Origin of the sequence: Methanobrevibacter sp., from assembly GCF_030539875.1 — an archaeon.
In the GTDB taxonomy this organism is placed as follows: Archaea; Methanobacteriota; Methanobacteria; order Methanobacteriales; family Methanobacteriaceae; genus Methanocatella.
In genome coordinates this window covers 63629-81579 of record NZ_JAUNXI010000007.1, presented here as the reverse complement: position 1 = coordinate 81579, position 17951 = coordinate 63629, and the positions used below count along the sequence as shown (strand labels likewise).

Annotated in this window: 21 protein-coding genes, 1 tRNA gene and 1 other RNA gene; 6 read left to right on the top strand and 17 right to left on the bottom strand. The window is 31.3% G+C overall.

Going from position 1 to position 17951, the window contains the following annotated elements:
- Positions 1–130 precede the first annotated feature (130 nt).
- On the top strand, positions 131–337 hold the full coding sequence (locus Q4Q16_RS04130) for a class III signal peptide-containing protein (RefSeq protein WP_303346451.1): 207 nt from the start codon (positions 131–133) through the stop codon (positions 335–337).
- On the top strand, positions 330–512 hold the full coding sequence (locus tag Q4Q16_RS04125; RefSeq protein ID WP_303346450.1) for a class III signal peptide-containing protein: 183 nt from the start codon (positions 330–332) through the stop codon (positions 510–512). The genes Q4Q16_RS04130 and Q4Q16_RS04125 overlap by 8 nt, the downstream gene beginning before the upstream one ends.
- A gap of 17 nt (positions 513–529) precedes the next feature.
- Here Q4Q16_RS04125 and fwdF read toward each other — a convergent pair whose 3' ends face one another.
- The 4 genes from fwdF to Q4Q16_RS04105 form a co-directional block, all read right to left on the bottom strand.
- Positions 530–1540, bottom strand: a complete 1011-nt coding sequence (gene fwdF, locus Q4Q16_RS04120) for a tungsten-dependent formylmethanofuran dehydrogenase subunit FwdF (protein ID WP_303346449.1) — start codon at positions 1538–1540, stop codon at positions 530–532.
- An 8-nt stretch (positions 1541–1548) separates the two neighbouring features.
- Positions 1549–1740 (bottom strand): 4Fe-4S binding protein, encoded by a 192-nt coding sequence (locus Q4Q16_RS04115; protein ID WP_303346448.1) that lies wholly within the window; start codon positions 1738–1740, stop codon positions 1549–1551.
- A gap of 85 nt (positions 1741–1825) precedes the next feature.
- Entirely contained in the window at positions 1826–2284 is a 459-nt protein-coding gene (locus Q4Q16_RS04110; RefSeq protein WP_303346447.1) for a phosphopantetheine adenylyltransferase, read from the bottom strand.
- 105 nt (positions 2285–2389) lie between these two features.
- Positions 2390–5245 carry an Ig-like domain repeat protein gene (locus Q4Q16_RS04105; protein WP_303346446.1) on the bottom strand — a complete coding sequence of 952 codons (2856 nt, stop codon included), beginning with the start codon at positions 5243–5245 and terminating at the stop codon, positions 2390–2392.
- 489 nt (positions 5246–5734) lie between these two features.
- Here Q4Q16_RS04105 and Q4Q16_RS04100 point away from each other — a divergent pair, with 489 nt between their 5' ends.
- Genes Q4Q16_RS04100 through Q4Q16_RS04090 form a run of 3 tightly spaced genes read left to right on the top strand, consistent with a single transcriptional unit; the run spans position 5735 to position 9363 of the window.
- Entirely contained in the window at positions 5735–7285 is a 1551-nt protein-coding gene (locus Q4Q16_RS04100) for a radical SAM protein (protein WP_303346445.1), read from the top strand.
- 58 nt (positions 7286–7343) lie between these two features.
- Positions 7344–8462, top strand: a complete 1119-nt coding sequence (locus tag Q4Q16_RS04095) for a pyridoxal phosphate-dependent aminotransferase (protein ID WP_303346444.1) — start codon at positions 7344–7346, stop codon at positions 8460–8462.
- Positions 8455–9363, top strand: a complete 909-nt coding sequence (locus Q4Q16_RS04090) for a cation diffusion facilitator family transporter (protein WP_303346443.1) — start codon at positions 8455–8457, stop codon at positions 9361–9363. Before Q4Q16_RS04095 ends, Q4Q16_RS04090 begins: the two co-directional genes overlap by 8 nt.
- Positions 9364–9371: 8 nt before the next feature.
- Here the strand turns inward: Q4Q16_RS04090 and Q4Q16_RS04085 are convergent.
- The 9 genes from Q4Q16_RS04085 to hdrC form a co-directional block, all read right to left on the bottom strand.
- Positions 9372–9455, bottom strand: a tRNA-Ser gene (locus tag Q4Q16_RS04085).
- A 63-nt stretch (positions 9456–9518) separates the two neighbouring features.
- Positions 9519–9834: signal recognition particle sRNA (gene ffs, locus Q4Q16_RS04080), an RNA gene on the bottom strand.
- Positions 9835–10000: 166 nt separating this feature from the next.
- Positions 10001–10387, bottom strand: coding sequence for a CBS domain-containing protein (locus tag Q4Q16_RS04075; protein WP_303346442.1), 387 nt, complete (start codon positions 10385–10387; stop codon positions 10001–10003).
- Complete coding sequence (locus Q4Q16_RS04070; RefSeq protein WP_303346441.1) at positions 10377–11279, bottom strand: 2-phosphoglycerate kinase; 903 nt, start codon at positions 11277–11279, stop codon at positions 10377–10379. Before Q4Q16_RS04070 ends, Q4Q16_RS04075 begins: the two co-directional genes overlap by 11 nt.
- A 108-nt stretch (positions 11280–11387) precedes the next feature.
- On the bottom strand, positions 11388–12077 hold the full coding sequence (locus tag Q4Q16_RS04065) for a metallophosphoesterase (RefSeq protein ID WP_303346440.1): 690 nt from the start codon (positions 12075–12077) through the stop codon (positions 11388–11390).
- An 8-nt stretch (positions 12078–12085) separates the two neighbouring features.
- A complete protein-coding gene (locus Q4Q16_RS04060; protein ID WP_303346439.1) occupies positions 12086–12613 on the bottom strand; it encodes a DUF2096 domain-containing protein in 528 nt (175 codons plus the stop codon).
- Positions 12610–12876, bottom strand: coding sequence for a DUF749 domain-containing protein (locus Q4Q16_RS04055; RefSeq protein ID WP_303346438.1), 267 nt, complete (start codon positions 12874–12876; stop codon positions 12610–12612). The genes Q4Q16_RS04060 and Q4Q16_RS04055 overlap by 4 nt, the downstream gene beginning before the upstream one ends.
- Positions 12877–13073: 197 nt before the next feature.
- Entirely contained in the window at positions 13074–13961 is an 888-nt protein-coding gene (gene hdrB, locus Q4Q16_RS04050) for a CoB--CoM heterodisulfide reductase subunit B (RefSeq protein ID WP_303346437.1), read from the bottom strand.
- A gap of 21 nt (positions 13962–13982) precedes the next feature.
- Positions 13983–14894, bottom strand: coding sequence for a CoB--CoM heterodisulfide reductase subunit C (gene hdrC, locus Q4Q16_RS04045; RefSeq protein WP_303346436.1), 912 nt, complete (start codon positions 14892–14894; stop codon positions 13983–13985).
- Positions 14895–15080: 186 nt separating this feature from the next.
- Between hdrC and Q4Q16_RS04040 the strand changes: the two genes are divergently transcribed.
- Positions 15081–15824: an archaeosine tRNA-ribosyltransferase gene (locus Q4Q16_RS04040; protein WP_303346435.1), complete on the top strand. Its 744-nt coding sequence runs from the start codon at positions 15081–15083 to the stop codon at positions 15822–15824.
- Here Q4Q16_RS04040 and Q4Q16_RS04035 read toward each other — a convergent pair.
- The 4 genes from Q4Q16_RS04035 to Q4Q16_RS04020 form a co-directional block, all read right to left on the bottom strand.
- Entirely contained in the window at positions 15816–16238 is a 423-nt protein-coding gene (locus Q4Q16_RS04035; RefSeq protein WP_303346434.1) for a hypothetical protein, read from the bottom strand. The genes Q4Q16_RS04040 and Q4Q16_RS04035 overlap by 9 nt on opposite strands.
- A gap of 3 nt (positions 16239–16241) precedes the next feature.
- Positions 16242–17156 carry a hypothetical protein gene (locus Q4Q16_RS04030; RefSeq protein WP_303346433.1) on the bottom strand — a complete coding sequence of 305 codons (915 nt, stop codon included), beginning with the start codon at positions 17154–17156 and terminating at the stop codon, positions 16242–16244.
- An 82-nt stretch (positions 17157–17238) separates the two neighbouring features.
- Entirely contained in the window at positions 17239–17487 is a 249-nt protein-coding gene (locus Q4Q16_RS04025; RefSeq protein ID WP_303346432.1) for a hypothetical protein, read from the bottom strand.
- Positions 17488–17523: 36 nt separating this feature from the next.
- A complete protein-coding gene (locus Q4Q16_RS04020; protein ID WP_303346431.1) occupies positions 17524–17811 on the bottom strand; it encodes a hypothetical protein in 288 nt (95 codons plus the stop codon).
- Positions 17812–17951: the final 140 nt, after the last annotated feature.

The following is a 17951-nucleotide window of genomic DNA, read 5'->3' as shown; positions in this document are numbered from 1 at the left end:
TAAATCACCATTAATAAACCTAATGGAAAAAAAGACGAAAAATAAGAGGAAAAAAAGTAGAAATAATACTTTTTTATAAAATAGTAATATTAATATAGTAAAAAATCTAACTTAATACTGGTGAAAAAACATGAAAACTATTATAAAAACCATCAACGAAAATTCAGGTCAGGGCGCTGCCGAATACATTTTACTTTTCGGAGGCGTGCTTGTAATAGCATTGCTGGCATTAACCATATATCGATCATATATGGAGACAAGTGATGTCAGTTTAAAAGCAAAAGACGATATAATAGATGTGAGAAACACAATACTCGACAACAGAACCCATGTTTAGAAGACAAATTGACAACAAAGGACAGGGAAGTGCAGAGTTAATTCTAATAATCGGAGGATTAATTGTTGTTGTACTCCTCGTAGGCAGTTATATCTCAAATATAACTGAAAAAACACAAACAAATATAGAAAATTTATTAACAACACAAAGAGAATATTTAATAAATAAAATATGAATAGAGAGTAAAACTCTCTATTTTCCAACTAATAATGAATTTAAGATTTCATTCCAGGATTCAGAATTAATATTTTCTAATTTTAAATTAGTTCTTGTTAAAGCTCTAATATCCTGCGGACACGCTCTTACACAAGCTCCGCATAAATTACAAAAGTCCAAATCAGTTACTGATTTTCCATCAACAATAGAAACTGCATTACATGGACAAACGTCCTGACACGCATGACAAGAGTCACCTTTACAAACTTTTTCTTCACTTTCAACTAATTCTAAATTACCTTCAAATGGCTTAATAATCTCAATAGCATCATTAGGACAAATTTCAGAACACCATGAACAATATACACATGAATCTTCAAAAATCATCACATTTCCAGTAATTTCTGGAACTTCAATTTCTTCCCTTAACATGCAAGTAGAACAAATCTGTTTAATTGCATCTTCAGGACAAACCCTTTTACAGATTCCGCAAAAGATACATTTAGAAGTATCCACTTCAATGAAATTGTTTAATTTATCAATAGAAGATGATGGAACATTTTTGACTGTAATTGCATCAGCAGGACATAAATCCGCACAAAAAGAACAATAAATACATTTATCTTTATTTATATCTATTTCTCCCCTAACCAAATCAGTTGGATTAGGAAGATTCCTCTCAAAAATTATTGAATCGCTAGGACATACCCTGTAACATCTTCCACAATAAATACAATCATCATCATTAACTATTGCATCTTTTTTCCAAATTGGATAAGAAGCAATATTTTTAATATTTTCGCCATCAACAGATAATGATAATGCATCAAAAGGACAAGATGTGGAACATAAACCACAAAATACACAAGAATCCTCATTAACAGATATCAAATCCATTTCAATTAAACCGCGAGCTATTGGAACTAATGGTCCTAATCTTAATGAAGAAGTCGGACAAACATCAGTACATATTCCGCAACCAACACAATTACTATCATTATATGATAAATTGCGCTGTTCTTCGCCATTTCTTTTTATATTAAACATAAAATCCCTCATGCTTTAGATATAGCTTGATTCGGACAGTTTTGTATGCAAAGATCACAATCATCACAATTTTCAGGGACAATAGTCACATCCCCATCATTTTCTATGATTGCGCCTTGCTCACAAAGTTTAATACATAATCCTTGTACGGGACAATCCTGAATATGTCCACATAAATTAGAATCGATTTTTACTGCCATATAACCACCTCAATATTGCATAAAATAAGTTATGCAATTAATTATTTATCGAACTGTATTAATAAACATATCGATATTTTTTTGATTATTCAACAACATTCCCATTTTGATTAATCTCACCACGTCTAATTCGAGTGGAAGATATGGGATTACCATCATAAGCTAGCACAAAACTTACTACGACAATATCGAGAGGTTTCATACCTTTAGAAATTCTAATTTCATTAATTTCAACTGCAGTAGGTTCAGTCTCCTCGCTGACAACAATTGCATCAAAATTTTCATCACATATTGTAGTTCCATAAGGATCATTTAAAGGAATAACAACAAAATCAGATTTATCCGAAAAAAAAGCTCTGAGATTACTCATTCTTTCCTTACAAGAATCAATATCTCCTTTCAATCCACCAAAAGCATCGGAAGTGACACCAATTTCAACAGTATTGCCAAGTTCAAAAGCAGTTGATAACAATTTTTTGTGCCCATCGTGAAATTTATCAAAAGTTCCGCCAACAGCCACTTTATTATATTTCTTAAAATTCATAATATTGTCCTAATAGTTTGCTAAATATCTATTTATCAAAACTATTATAAATTGTTAGCTATATAGAAAAAAAGAAAATTTAAAAAAAAAAAATAAAATAGTTAATTAGAATGAGATACTTGGATAGTATCCATTAAGTTTATAAGAATTGGTATTCCAATTAACTACTTTTCCTAACGAGTTTCTTGAACTTGTTGCATCACTTACGGTCCAGGTATCACCAACTAATACTTGAACCCAAACGTGACCATATGTACTTCCACTAGAGAATGTACATGTTCCATGACCGTATCTGGCTGCAAGACCTGCAGTCCTGTACATAGCAACAAGCAAATGTGAATGATCAACACAATTTCCAGCTTTAGCATTCAAAGTACCTACAGCACCATATTTAGTATTGTAATAGAAACTATATGAAACTGTATCACGTACATAATTAAATATTGCATCGGCCTTAGCCTTATCGGAAGTTAATCCCTTAGTCAGTTTAGTGACTAACTGTTTGATTTTAGTATTGTTAACCTGACAATGAGCTGATGCCTTTAAATATTCAGTTAAATCTTTAATTGTATTTTTACTGTTTAAACCAGATGAAGTAGATTTACCAATTGATTTTATTGTCACATAAGACGGCAATCTATCATCATCACCATAAAATGCAACAACACGAGCAAATGCATAAACCAAACTGTTATAGCCAATGGTTCCAATTTTAGAATTAACAGTATTAGGTACATTACCTTTGGAGTCTGCAGTATTTACAATACTTTTTGCAACTGAAAGGTAGTCATTTAAATTGCCGGCACTATAAGTTGATGAAGGGTTACTTGGACCTCCAACACTTTTAACAGGAATTGAAGATTTAATATTCGATTTTAAATTTACAATAGCTTTGGAAGCTAAATACAAATATTGGTTAGTTGTATAAGTAACACCGCCAATTTTAACTGTAGACGGCAATTTATGATTTTTCTCAATATACTTTTCTACACTTTTAGATGCTGCAATAAGTTGATTAATAGTTACTGCATTAACAACATGTATTTTAGATGATCCTGAATAGGAACCTTCTGAATATTTAATATCATAAGTACCTACAGATAAAACACCTAACTTGACTTTAGCAACACCATTGGAATCAGATGTAGCAGCGTATGTTTTGCCACCAAAAGTAAAAGTAACTTTAGTGCTTTTGATAGGATTATTTTTATAATCCAATAGTTTTACTGAGAAAGATACACTTGAACCAGGTGTTGTCTGAATATCATTAGCAACAAATTTAGTTCCTTTAACTGAAATATGCTTATTCGCAGCACTTACTGTATAATAAGCATCAGAAATTGTAGTCTTAACAGGATAGTAACCAATATTAAGACCAATAGACTGTTTGGCCACACCATTTGAATCAGTATTATGTGAATAAGTTTTTCCGTTAATTGTGAATTTGACCTTAATATTTTTAAGAGGGTTTCCGAATTTATCCTTTAAAACAACTTCATAAACTGAACCGTCTTTATGATTCATTACTAAATCCCCTGCTGACAATTTGGCAGTTTGTTTAGAAATGACAATCTTATTTGATCCTTGACAATAATCGAAAGAACTTGGAGTCAAATACTGATACTTGACAGTGTAAGTTGCAGGTTTCAAATTACCTACATCCAAATATGCCATACCTTTTGAATCAGTTTTTTGAGTATAAGTTTTTCCGTTAAATGTGAATTTCACATTTTTATTAGCTAAAACTTTATTATTTTTTGTTAATTTAACAGCAAATTTTGATCCATCATTATACTGCATCTTCAATGTTGAAGATGTGAGCTTTGTAGTTGACTTTTGAACATATATTTTTCCAGATTCGGATGATCCTGAATAATATTTATCCCCTGCAAATGAATAACTAATGGAATAAGTACCTTTAGAAAGAGCAGGAATAGACAAAGTAGCTTTCCCGTTCGAATCAGTCTTAACGGTTACTTTTTTATTCTTGAACTTAAAAACAACATTCTTGTTTTTAATTAAAACATCATGTTTTGATTTTAAAGTTACAGTGAATGAATATTTTTTATTAGGAGTTATATATGTACTTGTTGTACCATGTTTAAGAGTTGTACCGTCTTTTAATGAAATATAATTATTAGACAACTTTTCACCGGAATAGGGATTGGTTGTATAAATAACATATTTACCTGGTGCTAAATTAACAGGCAATGTGGCAACTCCATTTTTATCAGTAGTTTTAGTATAAGTTACTCCATTAACTTTAAATGATACTTTAGTATTTGCCAACGCATCATAATTTTTCCAAAATTTTACTGAATAGTTGGAAACCGGTCCGTAATATTTAGTAATATCGCTTCCACTAAGAGAGGATAATACTTTAACCTTTTTAGAAATGGATGCTGCTCCATATAATGAACTGCCGGAATATTTAATTGCAACAGTATAAGAACCTACAGACAATTTAGCGGTTTTGACTGAAGCAATACCTTTACTATTGGTAATGGCAGTATATACAACACCATTTACTTTAAAAGTAATCTTCTGATTACTAATGGCCTTACCGTTTTTATCCTTCAAAGTTACTTTGAAATATGTAGCTGATTTTGAATAATGAGTATCAGATACATCCAACTTTGCAGATACTTTAGAACTGCTTAATACATTTTTATCATTAGAAACAGATAGAACATTCTCATCAGTTCCTACTGAATTAGAAGCTTGGACCTTCCCTGAATCATTCGAACAGCTGCTTAAAACATCACTATTTGAATGATTGTTCAAATCATCATCATGAGAATTAACTGTATTAGTCTCTGAGATAGAATCCTCGTTAGAAACTTCTAATTTATTTTCAACAGATAATGACTTGGCATTATCAGTCAGTAAATTTGAATCTTCTGTATTTGAAACATTATTTAATTCGGTTGCGCCAACTGCTCCTACAAAAAAGAAGAACATTAACACAAAAGAAATAAACAAAGATCTATTTTTTATCGAAATTTTTCCACCTCTGTTCTCATTACGAAAATTTTATAGTAAAATATGATTATACTAAAATATAGTATTTCATAATGAGCAGATAAACATATATAATTTATTATTATATAAATGTTTTTACAACTTTAAAAAGAAAAAAACCCATTTAAATCATGTAAATTGCTAAAAATAGATAGAAATCATATATAAATTTAAAGTAAAAGAATAATTAAGTTGAAATAATAAAAGATAAGGTTAAATATCCTAAATTTTGTTAAAGTTTTTAACCATTACATAAAAAATAGAATTTTAATTATATGATGATTTATAACAAAAATTAGATGAAATTCATAATTTATGATAAAATCTGCAATGTTATTGTTGAAATTGGAAAAAATCACCTAATTTAAGATTGTTAAATTAGAAATAAAGAAATAATATCAAAAAAAAGAAAATTAAGAAGTTGATTGTATGATATATGAAAAAAATATATTTCAAAAAAATATTAAAAATATAAATATCCACATGGGACTGGCCTATCCAAATATTTATAGAACCGCAATGTCTTCATTAGGATATAATATTTTATACAATCAAATTAATGAGCATGAGGATGTTTGGTGTGAAAGAATAATCTTTCCGAATAACAATTCAATAGAATCAAATACTCCCAGCAAATATTTTGACATTATAGGCTTTTCCATCCAGTTTGAAGAAGATTATTTTAATGTGCTGAAGATGCTTCAAAATGCAGGAATACCTCTTAAGAGGAAAGATAGAAAAAAAGAGGATCCGTTAATTATTGCGGGAGGCCCCTGTGCAACTTCAAATCCCATGCCCCTGTCAGACTACATAGATATCTTCGTAATCGGTGAAGGGGAATTTGTTATTAATGAAATTTTAGAGAAATATTCCAAATATAATAAAGATTTAGAAAAATATCTGGAGATATCAGGTGTTTATATTCCGGAATATGATAATAAAGCAAAGATACAGATTATTGAAGACATGGCCGATGCATATCATATTACAAAACCGGTCATAAGCAAGAGTGATGAGGACAACTACCAGACAGTTTTTAACAATTCAATAATGCTGAATGTTTCAAGGGGATGCGCAAGAGGCTGCAGATTTTGCATGGCCGGATATCTATACCGGCCCATGAGACAAACTGATTATAAAAAACTAATCGACATAGCTATTGAAAACCGTAAAAATACCGGATTGAATAAAATCACACTGATCGGTGCAGCAGTTTCGGATTATGCTGATTTAGAAAAGTTAATCAAAGGTTTGGAAAAAGAGGGTTTTCAAATTTCCACTCCCTCTTTAAGAATTGAATCCATTACTTTAGACACATTAAAATCATTAAAAGAAAGTGGACTGAAAACAATAACACTTGCACCCGAATCAATAAATCGGTTGAGAAAAGTGATTAACAAGGATATACTGGAAGAGAAAATTTTTACTGTAATAAAAAATGCAGTTGACCTTGATTTTAAAATCAAGTTATATTTCCTGATTGGAATACCTGGAGAAAATATGGAGGATATTGAAGAACTTTGCCAGTACATGAAAAAAATAGCCCATATGCACACCAGCATTAAGAATGTGAAATTCAGTGTTAATCCGGTTATTCCAAAACCGCACACTCCTCTGCAATGGGAACCCTATGATTTTAAAGATATTAAAAAGAAAACCAGATATATTAAAAGAGAAATGAAGAAATATAATGTTAAGTGTGAAAGTCCTAAAAAAGGACTAATTCAATATATACTCTCTTGTGGAAATAGGAACATTGGTGCAATTATTGAAAAATCCTTAACAAAACCACCTACATTAAAGGAATGGAGAGAAGCAATTCCAAAATATGATATTGATGATGCATTACCTTGGTGCAATATTGATGTTGGCATAAATGAGAGATTTTTAAAAATAGAAAACAAAAGATTAAGAAATCTAAAACAAACCCCATGGTGTGAAACCGACTCCTGTTATAACTGTGGAGCATGTGAAAATTAATTATTTGAAAAACTTAATTTAATATAAAGAACAATGTATTAAAAAAGAGGCAAAAATTATGATTAATCCTGCAAGTAGATTAAACTCAATTGAATTATCATTAATAAGAAAAATGTTTGAAGTGACAAATCCAGATGCAATAAATTTGGGAATTGGTGAACCTGATTTTAATGTTCCGGAAAATATTAAAAATGCAATGAAAAAGGCAATTGATGAAAATGATACCCATTATACTCCAAATAAAGGATATATTGAATTAAGAGAAGAAATTGTTAAAAAATTCAAAAAAGAAAATGGGATAAATACCAATCCCGAAAATGTGATTGTAACTGTAGGAGCAAGTGAAGGATTATATATGTGCGCACAGGCATTCATTGAAAAAGGAGATGAAGTATTAATCTCAAATCCAAGTTTCTTATCATATGAAGCCTGTGTAAACTTAGCAAATGGAACAGCAGTTCCAGTTGATTGTACAATGGAAAATGAATTTAAATTAAAAGCAGATGATGTTCAGGAAAAAATTACTGGTAAAACAAAAGCCATAATTTTAAATTCACCATCAAATCCAACAGGTGCTGTAATGGATAAAGAAGACATTAAAGCGATTGCGGATTTATCAATGGACAAAGATTTCATGATAATTTCTGATGAAATCTATGAAAAAATTATTTATGGTAAAAAAAATTATTCACCTGCAAAATACAGTGACAATACCATTACCCTAAATGGATTTTCAAAAACATATGCAATGACCGGACTTAGAATCGGTTATTTAACAGCAAATGAAAATTACACTGAAGAATTACTTAAAATACACCAGTACAACATCGCCTGTGCAAATACTATAACACAGAGAGGAGCATATGAAGCATTAACCGGACCTCAAGATGAAGTTGAAAGGATGGTTGGGGAATTTAAAAGAAGACGTGACTTGACAGTTACACGTTTAAACGAAATGGGTTATGAAACAGTAAATGCTGAAGGGGCATTTTACGTATTTCCCAAAATCGAAGATGAAGACTTTGTCATGAAGGCTGCAAAAGAAGGAGTAATTACAGTTCCTGGAATCGCTTTTGGATCCAATGGTGAAAACCATGTGCGCATATCATATGCCAATTCTTATGAAAACATTGAAAAAGCAATGGATATTTTAGAGGAGCGTATTGTGAATGGATGATTTTAGAACAAAATATGGTAAACAGGCTGTAATAATAGGAATAACTGCAAACTGCTTTTTAACCTTTTTCAATATACTTGTCGGAATAATGTCCGGAAGTTATGCATTAATTTCCGAAGGAGGACATACTCTTTCAGATATTGCAACATCAATAATAGCTTATATCGGATTTAGAGTAGGTCAGAAACCTGCAGATAAAGAACATCCTCTCGGACATGGCCGTGCAGAAGCTATAAGCGGTTTAGTAATTATGCTGTTTTTAGGAATGGTTGCCTATGAAATAATGAGTGGTGCAATCGAAAAAATATTAAATCCATCTATAATTACTGCTCCTGATTTCTATGCTGCGGCAATGGCTCTCTTTGGAATATTCATCAATTATATAATAAGTGAACACATTATAAAAATAGGTAAAAAAATTAATAGCCCTGCCGTTGTAGCTGATGGTCAGCATCAAAAAACAGACATATATTCATCAGTTGCTATATTAATAGGAGTAATAGTCTCAAATCTGGGTTATCCTATATTAGACCCTATCATCGGATTATTCATTGGATTTTTAATTTTAAAAACAGCTTATGGAATAGGTAAGGAAAACATAGACAACATAATGGGAAAACTTCCTTCTGAAGAATTTGTCAATGAGATAAAAGAGGTTGCCAATATTAGTAGCCCTGATGCAAATAACGCACATAATATAAAAGTTGATTATTTAGGTTCATATGCAACTGTAACATTACATATAGAAATTAATGGAAACAAAACATTGAATGAAACACATAAAATTGTTCATACTGTTCAAAACAACATCATTAATGAAATACCTGAAATAAAATATGTAACAGTCCATGCCTGTCCTGCAGGATTAAATTACAATCATGACCAAGAAATAGATGAATAATATAAAAACGCCGGGACCGGGATTTGAACCCGGGTGGTCATAAGACCATCGGATTAGCAGTCCGACGCCGTACCAGGCTGGGCCATCCCGACAGTTAAAAAAACAAGTATAATAAATTATATGTAAAAACTTATTTATAAAGTTATTTGTTTATTTAAATGGCATGTCCAAGAGTGGACTAATCTCAAAAATACAAGTGATCTATAAAACCCAACTCCGCCCCGGGATTCTACAAGCATTGAATGTTAATAGTAAAGCTGCTCCCTTCCGGGCCTGACCCATTTCCATATTGAAGATGACTAACTTTTACCCTCCAGTAAAAATCTCACCACCACCAATCCTGTAGGACGAGGTTTCTGCGTTGTTTTTAATAGGCTCATATTCCATTAAAAAGCCGCCTCTTGAACTTCAACTGCACCAAAGGGGGTGTGTGCTTACAGAGGACCCCTAACCCTCCAGTCTAGCCAATGATAATATATGAACTTAATATTATATAAATGTTAGTAAAAATCGATTACTAGAAAAAAAAACAGCTTATAAAAAAAATAAAAAAATGATTTACTGGAAAAAAAATAAAATTACAGTAACTAACTTAAAATAAGTAAATTTTAAAAAAAATAAAAATTATTGGGTTAAATTAGAATAATTCCTGAATAATATCCCCATCTGAAATAATACCTACTAATTTTCCGTCTTCAACCACAGGAAGCTGATTCAATATACCTGAAGAGACGCTTTCTTTCATGACTTTAATTGCAGTTTCAAGACTGTCCTCTGGAGATATAGTAACTACAGATTTCACCATTATTTCTTCAACACTTGTGCCTAATTCATATTTGTCTAAAACCAAATTATGACCCAAGTCAGTTGCTGTAATGATACCTATTAATTTACCATCTTCAACAACCGGAAGAGAACTGATTTTATTTTCCATTAATTTCTCAAATGCAAAAACTACATCAACATCCGAAGTAATTGTCAATACATCAGATGTCATTATTTCCTTAACTTTCTTATTCAACATAACTAACACCTGCAAATTTTTCTAGAATTTCATTTACCATCATATCTGTTGTTTCGTTAATTTCAACATTGTTAATAATATGACCATCATGAATTTTTGCTTGCTCAATTAAAAAATCCTGAGTTTTTCTAATTGTGTCAAAATTCTCCATATACCTTTCAAGAGACCTTTTTACCCATGGCTGACTGCATCTTGAGTAAAAACGTTGTTTATGTGATTCTTCATCTTCAACAATTAATGTAAACACAATAATATTGTTATTTTCAATTAATTCTTTATTGATAAATCCCGGAACAATATGCACCCCTTCAATAATAGTGCTGATTCCTTCCTTAACAGATCTTTCGATAATAGCCTCAATTCCCACATTAACCACATCAACATGATTAATAAATCCTTCGATAACCCTGTCCATACTGTTGGATGGTGTTCTAATACTTTCATAAGCATTGAAACTGGATTTGTGAATAAGAGGGCTTAACTCTTTTGAAACCGTTTTACGCATTACTTCACGAATCATATCTGTACTAATAATATTTTTCAGTCTTAAACTATTAGCCAGCCCAAATGCCATTGAAGAAGTACCTACGCCTGATGCCCCACCAATTAAAATAATAAGAGGCTTTTTAGATTTTCTAAGAGACCTTAAATTCTCATATTTCTTTGCAATAATAGGATTTACTTTTTTCAAATGGTTTAAAACAACAACTGCCAATTCCTGATTAGAAATTTCAGTGACATTATTTTTAATTAGTTCCTCTTCAATATCACTAGCTAAATCATATGCCCGTTTAGACCCAAAATATGCAATATTAAGTGAACGAGACATTATTCCTTTAGAAAACGGTTCTTTATATACATCACCATCAACATTAGAAGTAACCCAAATCATAAAAATCACATTTGTTTTAAATGTTTAAAATTAATATTAAATAAAAGTTGTTATTTAAATTTGGCTTAAAATATTAAATAAAAAAAAGAAAAAAGAGAGAATAAATACTTATTCATTTAAAGAGATAATGTTTATGTCATAATTTGAACCATCTTTAATATCTATCAAGATAGCTCCATTATCTTTAAGCATACCTGGATTTGCCACATCAGTAGTTGTTCCGATTTTACTAAGTGATCTGGCTTCATGAATGTGTCCGCAAATATTAATTTCAGGTTCAAATTCATGAATGGATTTTTGAATTCCCTGACTGCCTACATGTTCGCCGTTTCCAACTCTATCAGCTTCAGTATTGAATGGGGGGGCATGAGTAGCTAAAATTCTTACTTTAGGAACATCCTCATTGTAAACATAATCGTAATTAGCTAACAAATCATAAACTTCACGATAAATCTTATCATCATCCATTTCGCCGGGAGTGTCGAATGGAGTTGGATTAGAACCTCCAAAACCGAACAGTATTGCATCACCATAAGCAACAATATTATTATGAAGGCAAAATGCGACTTCATTAATTGCATTGCATATTCCATTAGGGTCGCAATTTCCAGGAATTGCAATTACATCAACATCATGCTCATATATTTTATTAATAAATGTTTCTACAAAGTCTAAAGGACCAAAATTTGTAATATCGCCAAGAATCAAAACCAAATCAATATCATTGTTGCTTAAATAAGCATACAAATTTTCATTTTCTTCGCCATGAACATCACTGATGGCTAAAATTTTAGTCATAATATCACCTATTCTTCTAAAAAGAAAGATCCCATCTCTTTTAAACCAATCTGAAGATCTTCTTTATCACCATGTAACTGAACAGTCACATCATCATCAAATTCGATAATAAGACCGTTCCATTCTGCAATTTCTTGAACTCTTTCTTCTGCTAAAGGAACTTTTAAGTTAATTCTTCCAGTAGTCAAACCCGGAGGTGTGTTTACCAAAAATCTTGACCTTGATTTAGCAAATTCATAAACTTCCTTTCCCTGCATGACCTGTTTTAATAAGTCAAGCCAATGGTCGACATATTTTTCCCCCTCTTCCTCGGCAATAGTTAGAAGGGTTCCTTGAATAGTGTTTAAAGCTATTTCTGCTTTAGCCAAACCATTAATCAATTCAGGATGGGACGGATCTCTTTTATATGAACTAATTGTTGATCTGATTAATCCCATCTCAGGGTTAATTCCATTAGGTATGTCATATCCTTTTTTTGTCAAATCTGTAAGAAGATGCTGGAGAACTAACCAATTTTGTTCAGATGGCAAACTCATAAATGGCCACCTATAATTTTTAAAGTAGTGTGATTGATTTTAGCATCAGCATCTTTTAATTCTTGTTCGATTTCTGAAATACTTGAATAAGCGTCTAAAAATAAAACATGATGAGTGGAAGTGCCTGCGATATTTAAAATAGCCATTTCATCACTATCTTTAAGTTCTCTTTTATCTATAGTTGCTTTAAATTGAACATAAGGTTCATATTCTTCTGGAAGATCAGAATACTTAAATATTCCATCTAATGTTGCTACAAACATAATTACACCTCTAATTTATTTTAACAATTATTCTTTTTTATGTAATCATATATAAACATACTTACGAATAATTCGTAATATTACAAACAAAAAAATTTAATATAAAAAAATAGTTACCATTTAATGATAACTAGAATCCGAACTGTGTTTTCAATGCCTAAAAAAAATAAAATAAAAGGATTGAAAAATCCTTAAATTTATTCACCTAATGCTTTTTTGATAGCAGGTGTTGCATCGATTTTTTGAGCGCTGAATGTTAATTCATCAGCGGATAATCCCATAGCTAATCCGTATAATTGAGCTAAGTGGAAAACAGGAATTGCGAAATCAGTTCCGTATCTTTCGTTTACTTCAACTTGACCTTGGTCAAATTGCATGTGACAGAAAGGACATACGTTAACAATTGCGTCAACACCGGCTGCAGACATGTGGTCGAGTTTTTCTTTAGTGTAACTTGCAGTTACATCGAGATCTCTGGATCTTAAACCTCCACCTGCACCACAGCACATCATTTTATCTTTATAGTCTACAGATTTAGCACCGGTAATTTCAACAAGGTCATCTAAGATAGATGGATTTTCAGCTTGATCTTCGATACCGATAGTTTCAGTAGGTTTTAAGAAGTGGCATCCGTAGTGGACAGCAACATTTAAGTCTAAAGGTTTTTCAATTAAAGAAGCTAATTTTTCAAAACCGACATCGTCTCTTAAAATTTGAGCAAAGTGTTTTACATTAATTGTTCCTTTGTATTCTTTTCCGATTTCAGCTAAGTTTTCATTGATTTTAGCTTTTTTGTCTTCGTCTTCTTTTAACATGTGATTACATTCAAATAATGAACCGAAACATCCGTTACATTCAGTCATGATATCTGCACCCATGTCTTCAGCAAGAGTTAAGTTACGAGCTGCAATAGTAGCCCATGTTTCTTCATCAAAAGAACCGAATACACCAGGAGCAGGACAACAAGATGCTCCTTCCATGTCTTTTAATTCAATATCTAATGCTTCAAATAATTTTCTGGTAGCTTTTTCAACACCAGGATAACGGTTGTTCATAATACAACCTAAGAAGTATGCAATTTCCATATTATAACTCTCCTCATAAATCTATTCTTTTAATCCGCCGGTTGCTTCATCGTAACCAATTAATTCATCGAAAGCGGTAATTTTACATAATTTTTGTACTTCTTCTAAAGCTTCAGGATGAGCGTGAGTTGTAGGTGGTAATTCAGAAAGACCAATTTTAGCTCTTAAAGCTTTTACTTCATCGTTAATAGGTACTGCGTGACCTGTATTTAAAACAAATACACCAGTCATTTTATGTGGTTTAGCCATGTATCCTGCATGAGCTGCAATGTTACGTGCTTTTTTGATAATTTCCACAATTTTAACACTTCTAAGACATCTTTCTTGGCAAGTGTAACAAGTAGTACACATCCATAATGCGTCATCAGAAATAACTTCTTCTTTTAAACCTAATAAACATTTTCTGACAAGTTGTCTTACTTTATAAGGAGTTCTTCTTCCAGATGGGCAACTACCACTACAGGTACCACATTGGAAACAGTGTTTTACAGTTTCAATTCCAGCATCAATGAACTCAGCAGCGAAATCTGGATCACGATTACTATCATTTAATAATTCTTTATCTGTTAATAAAGTCATAGTATCTCTCTTTTTATCTTTATTTGAATTTTCTTCAACTTCCTCAACAACATCTTCAACTGTTGTTTCGTCATCACCTTCAATAGCTTCCTCTTCAGGAATTGCTTCTTCTTGAGAAGTTTCCTCTTGGGCAGTTTCAGATGAATCTTCTAATTGATCGATGTCTTCTTTGGAAGTTAAATCTTTATCACTATCTTTTTCTGTTTCAACTACAGAAACGATAGTTTCCTCTGTTTTTTGGGAAGATGTAACTTCGACATCATTAGATGTGTTTGATACATCATTATTGATGTCTGTTTCTTCTTTATCTGCATTTCCTTTAAATAAGGATTTAAGACGATTTATTATAGACATTGAAAACACACCTCGGATAATCATAGGACTAATACCTCAAATCCTACATTATACTCTTTAAAAAACCATATATAAAGGTTACTAAATTTTTTAATAGTGTAATCTAAAAGGTTACATTTAATGAAAAATTTTTATAAACTTAAAAATACAATTAATAAATATAGAAAGAAAATAGGGAAGAATTAAATGATAAAAAAATTCGAAATCAAATCACATGACGGGCCTGGAAGGATTGGAAAAATCGATGGTGAACTTACACCCAAAATATTTTTTAGAAATGAATTGAAAATAGCGCCAAGTGAAGGTTCTGCACATAATATCGACCGTGAGATTGCAGAATTTAATGTAAAAGAAACATTAAGACTTGCTGGTGAAAATGTTGACAATTGCGATATTGCAGTAATCCAAGGTTCAAAATACACTGATTTAAGAATTGAATGTTTAAAGAAGCTGGAAGAAATCGGATACAATGGATTTATAATAGCAAATGGCGACGCATTGCTTACCAACTCAAGAGATCTTGTTGAACTTGTAATTTCACTGAAGAAAGCGGCTAAAAAATCAAGTTATTTAATATTCCCATTTGCAGAACTGTCTTTTATGCCAATTTTAACATATATGGGAGTTGATGGATTTTTAACAGATTCTGCAAATTATTACAGTCATTTAAATGTTTTGCAAACCCCAACAAAATCATATGATTTGAATTCATATCCCATTTATGAAAATATTTCCCAAAAGGATTTGGAAAAAAAGAATCTTGAAAATATGGAATTTGTAATAAAAGAAATCCATGCACACATGAAAAACAGGTCTTTGAGAAATCTTGTAGAAGAACGTTCAGCTACAACACCTCAAAACATCTCGACTTTAAAAATACTTGATAAAAATCACATGGATTACCTGTTGGAGCATACTCAGTTATTTTAAAATTTCAAAAGATGAAATAATATTTTTGAACTCGATTTCAGATGTGCCTGAAACGTCTAATGTTCTTAGTTCAAAAATATAGATTTCCTTATTTTCTATAAATACATAAGTATGGATGTAAAAGTTAATTTCAGGAGTGTCAATATTAGCATGGAGCTTAACAGCATCTTTATCTGCAATTTGAATAAAATCAGAAGCTAAAATTTCCCCGCCATCATCAGAAATCACATTTTCCATGAAAATTTTATAATCATCAAGATTTGTATCAGTCGGAAACATTACTGCATTAATTAAATTATCTTGTCCTTTAGATAGAGTGGCAACACAATCAGGATTGGATAATGTGTCTGTTTTTTCAACTTCCCAGCTATCAGGATAATTAAATGAAATATTTCCCGTGTTGACAGTTTTCATGGACTAATCCTCTTTTTTTGATGAAACTTCAATAGTTTCAGGTTCCTCTTCAATAGTTTCAATATATTTAGAAAATGGTTCCGGAAGTTTTGGCATGACTTCTTTTAATATTTCAGCAGCATCAAGTTCCAAAGCCTGTCCTGAAAGCAATTGTTCAACGTCAAAGTCAAAGTCAAATGGTTTAAGCAGATCATCAGTGGGTACTCTTAAATTAATCCTTTTTTTATTTAAAACCATTTTAATAGTGCTGGTATTTCTAATCTGCTCATTCATGTCCTCAACAGTGCTGTTTATTTCATATGCTATAGCTTTATTCTTTTCATTTACATCATGTTTGGCTTTTTCAATGGATTTTTCCAAACCGTCAACAAGTTCGGCATTTCTTTTGTTAATATTATCCCTTGCCTCATCGATAACAACATTAATGGCGCTTAAGATAGATTTGTTTAACTCAACATTATAAGCCAAAATCATTCTATTTTTATAGTCCAATTCCTTAAAGATAGCTACTCTTTCATCGTCGATTTTAGTGATTTTTTTGTTTAGCTCGTGAATTTCATCTTTTGCTTTTAAAAGCTCTTCCTTATCTGAAAGTTTTTCCTTAAGAGAATCAACATCCTCGAAAAATGAGCCCTTAAGGGTTTGAATCTGATCTTTGAGGTTTTCAATTTCAGCGTCCTTAGCCTCGATTGTATGATAAAATTCATCAAGTTTTGAATCTGAAAACTGATTGTCCAGCAATGATTCATATTCATTTTGAGCCATTACCTTTACCAAATCATTATCTTCAAAAGGGTCTTCTTTTTTAAGGCTAACTTGTTTTTGTTGAGATTCCTTTTCAACAGTATTGCCGTCTTTATCTTTACTAGTATACTTTTTTGTATAAACTCTAACAGTTCTAAATTCGTCATTATCCATTTTGACACCCACTCTATAATAATAAATAGATTAGTTTAATTTAAATAGTTAATGATTAAAAAAAGAAATAGAAGGGAAAAAATTATTTAATCTTTTCATTTTCTATCCACAGCAACATTGCTTCTTCAATAGCTTTTGAGTACCATCCTGTTTTAAATAACATCTTACTTGAAGCAATTTTGCGAAAATGCAAGTCAATGTCATTATTGACAGTAATGGTAACACGTCTGTTTCGAGTCATAAAAATAGATAGTTCATACAAGTTAATAAATGTTTTAGTCAATTTTAAGAGCATTTTGTCATTAACTTTTAAAAATTGACATTTTCCCATTTTAATTAGAAAAATTAAACAGGAATATTTTTGAATCTAATAGTCAGAAGAGAGATTTTGAGAGTTTATTCTTTGCTTTAAATTATCTAAATCACCGGACATGACGGAAATCTTTTTATCATCGATTTGAGTAGTGTAAGCCCATGCATTTCCTATTTTAGAGATTTTATCCTCTTTTTTGATTTCGCCGACTTGTGAAACAATATCATCATGGCTTCTGGTTGAATCACCGTTAATATGTGCAACGGCCAAATAAAACTGTCTAAAATTAGGATTTCCACAGATCCCCCAAATGTACCAATCCATAACTGTATGTTTATCCATGCCCAAACTTGATGCTGCTTTGCAAAGAGATTTATTCGATTTATATGCATTTAAAACCTTTAATTGATTTTTATTAAGTTTTTTAAAAGGATAAATCCCATATTTTAATTGTTTGTGCCTTAATTTTGATTTTAAGGAAT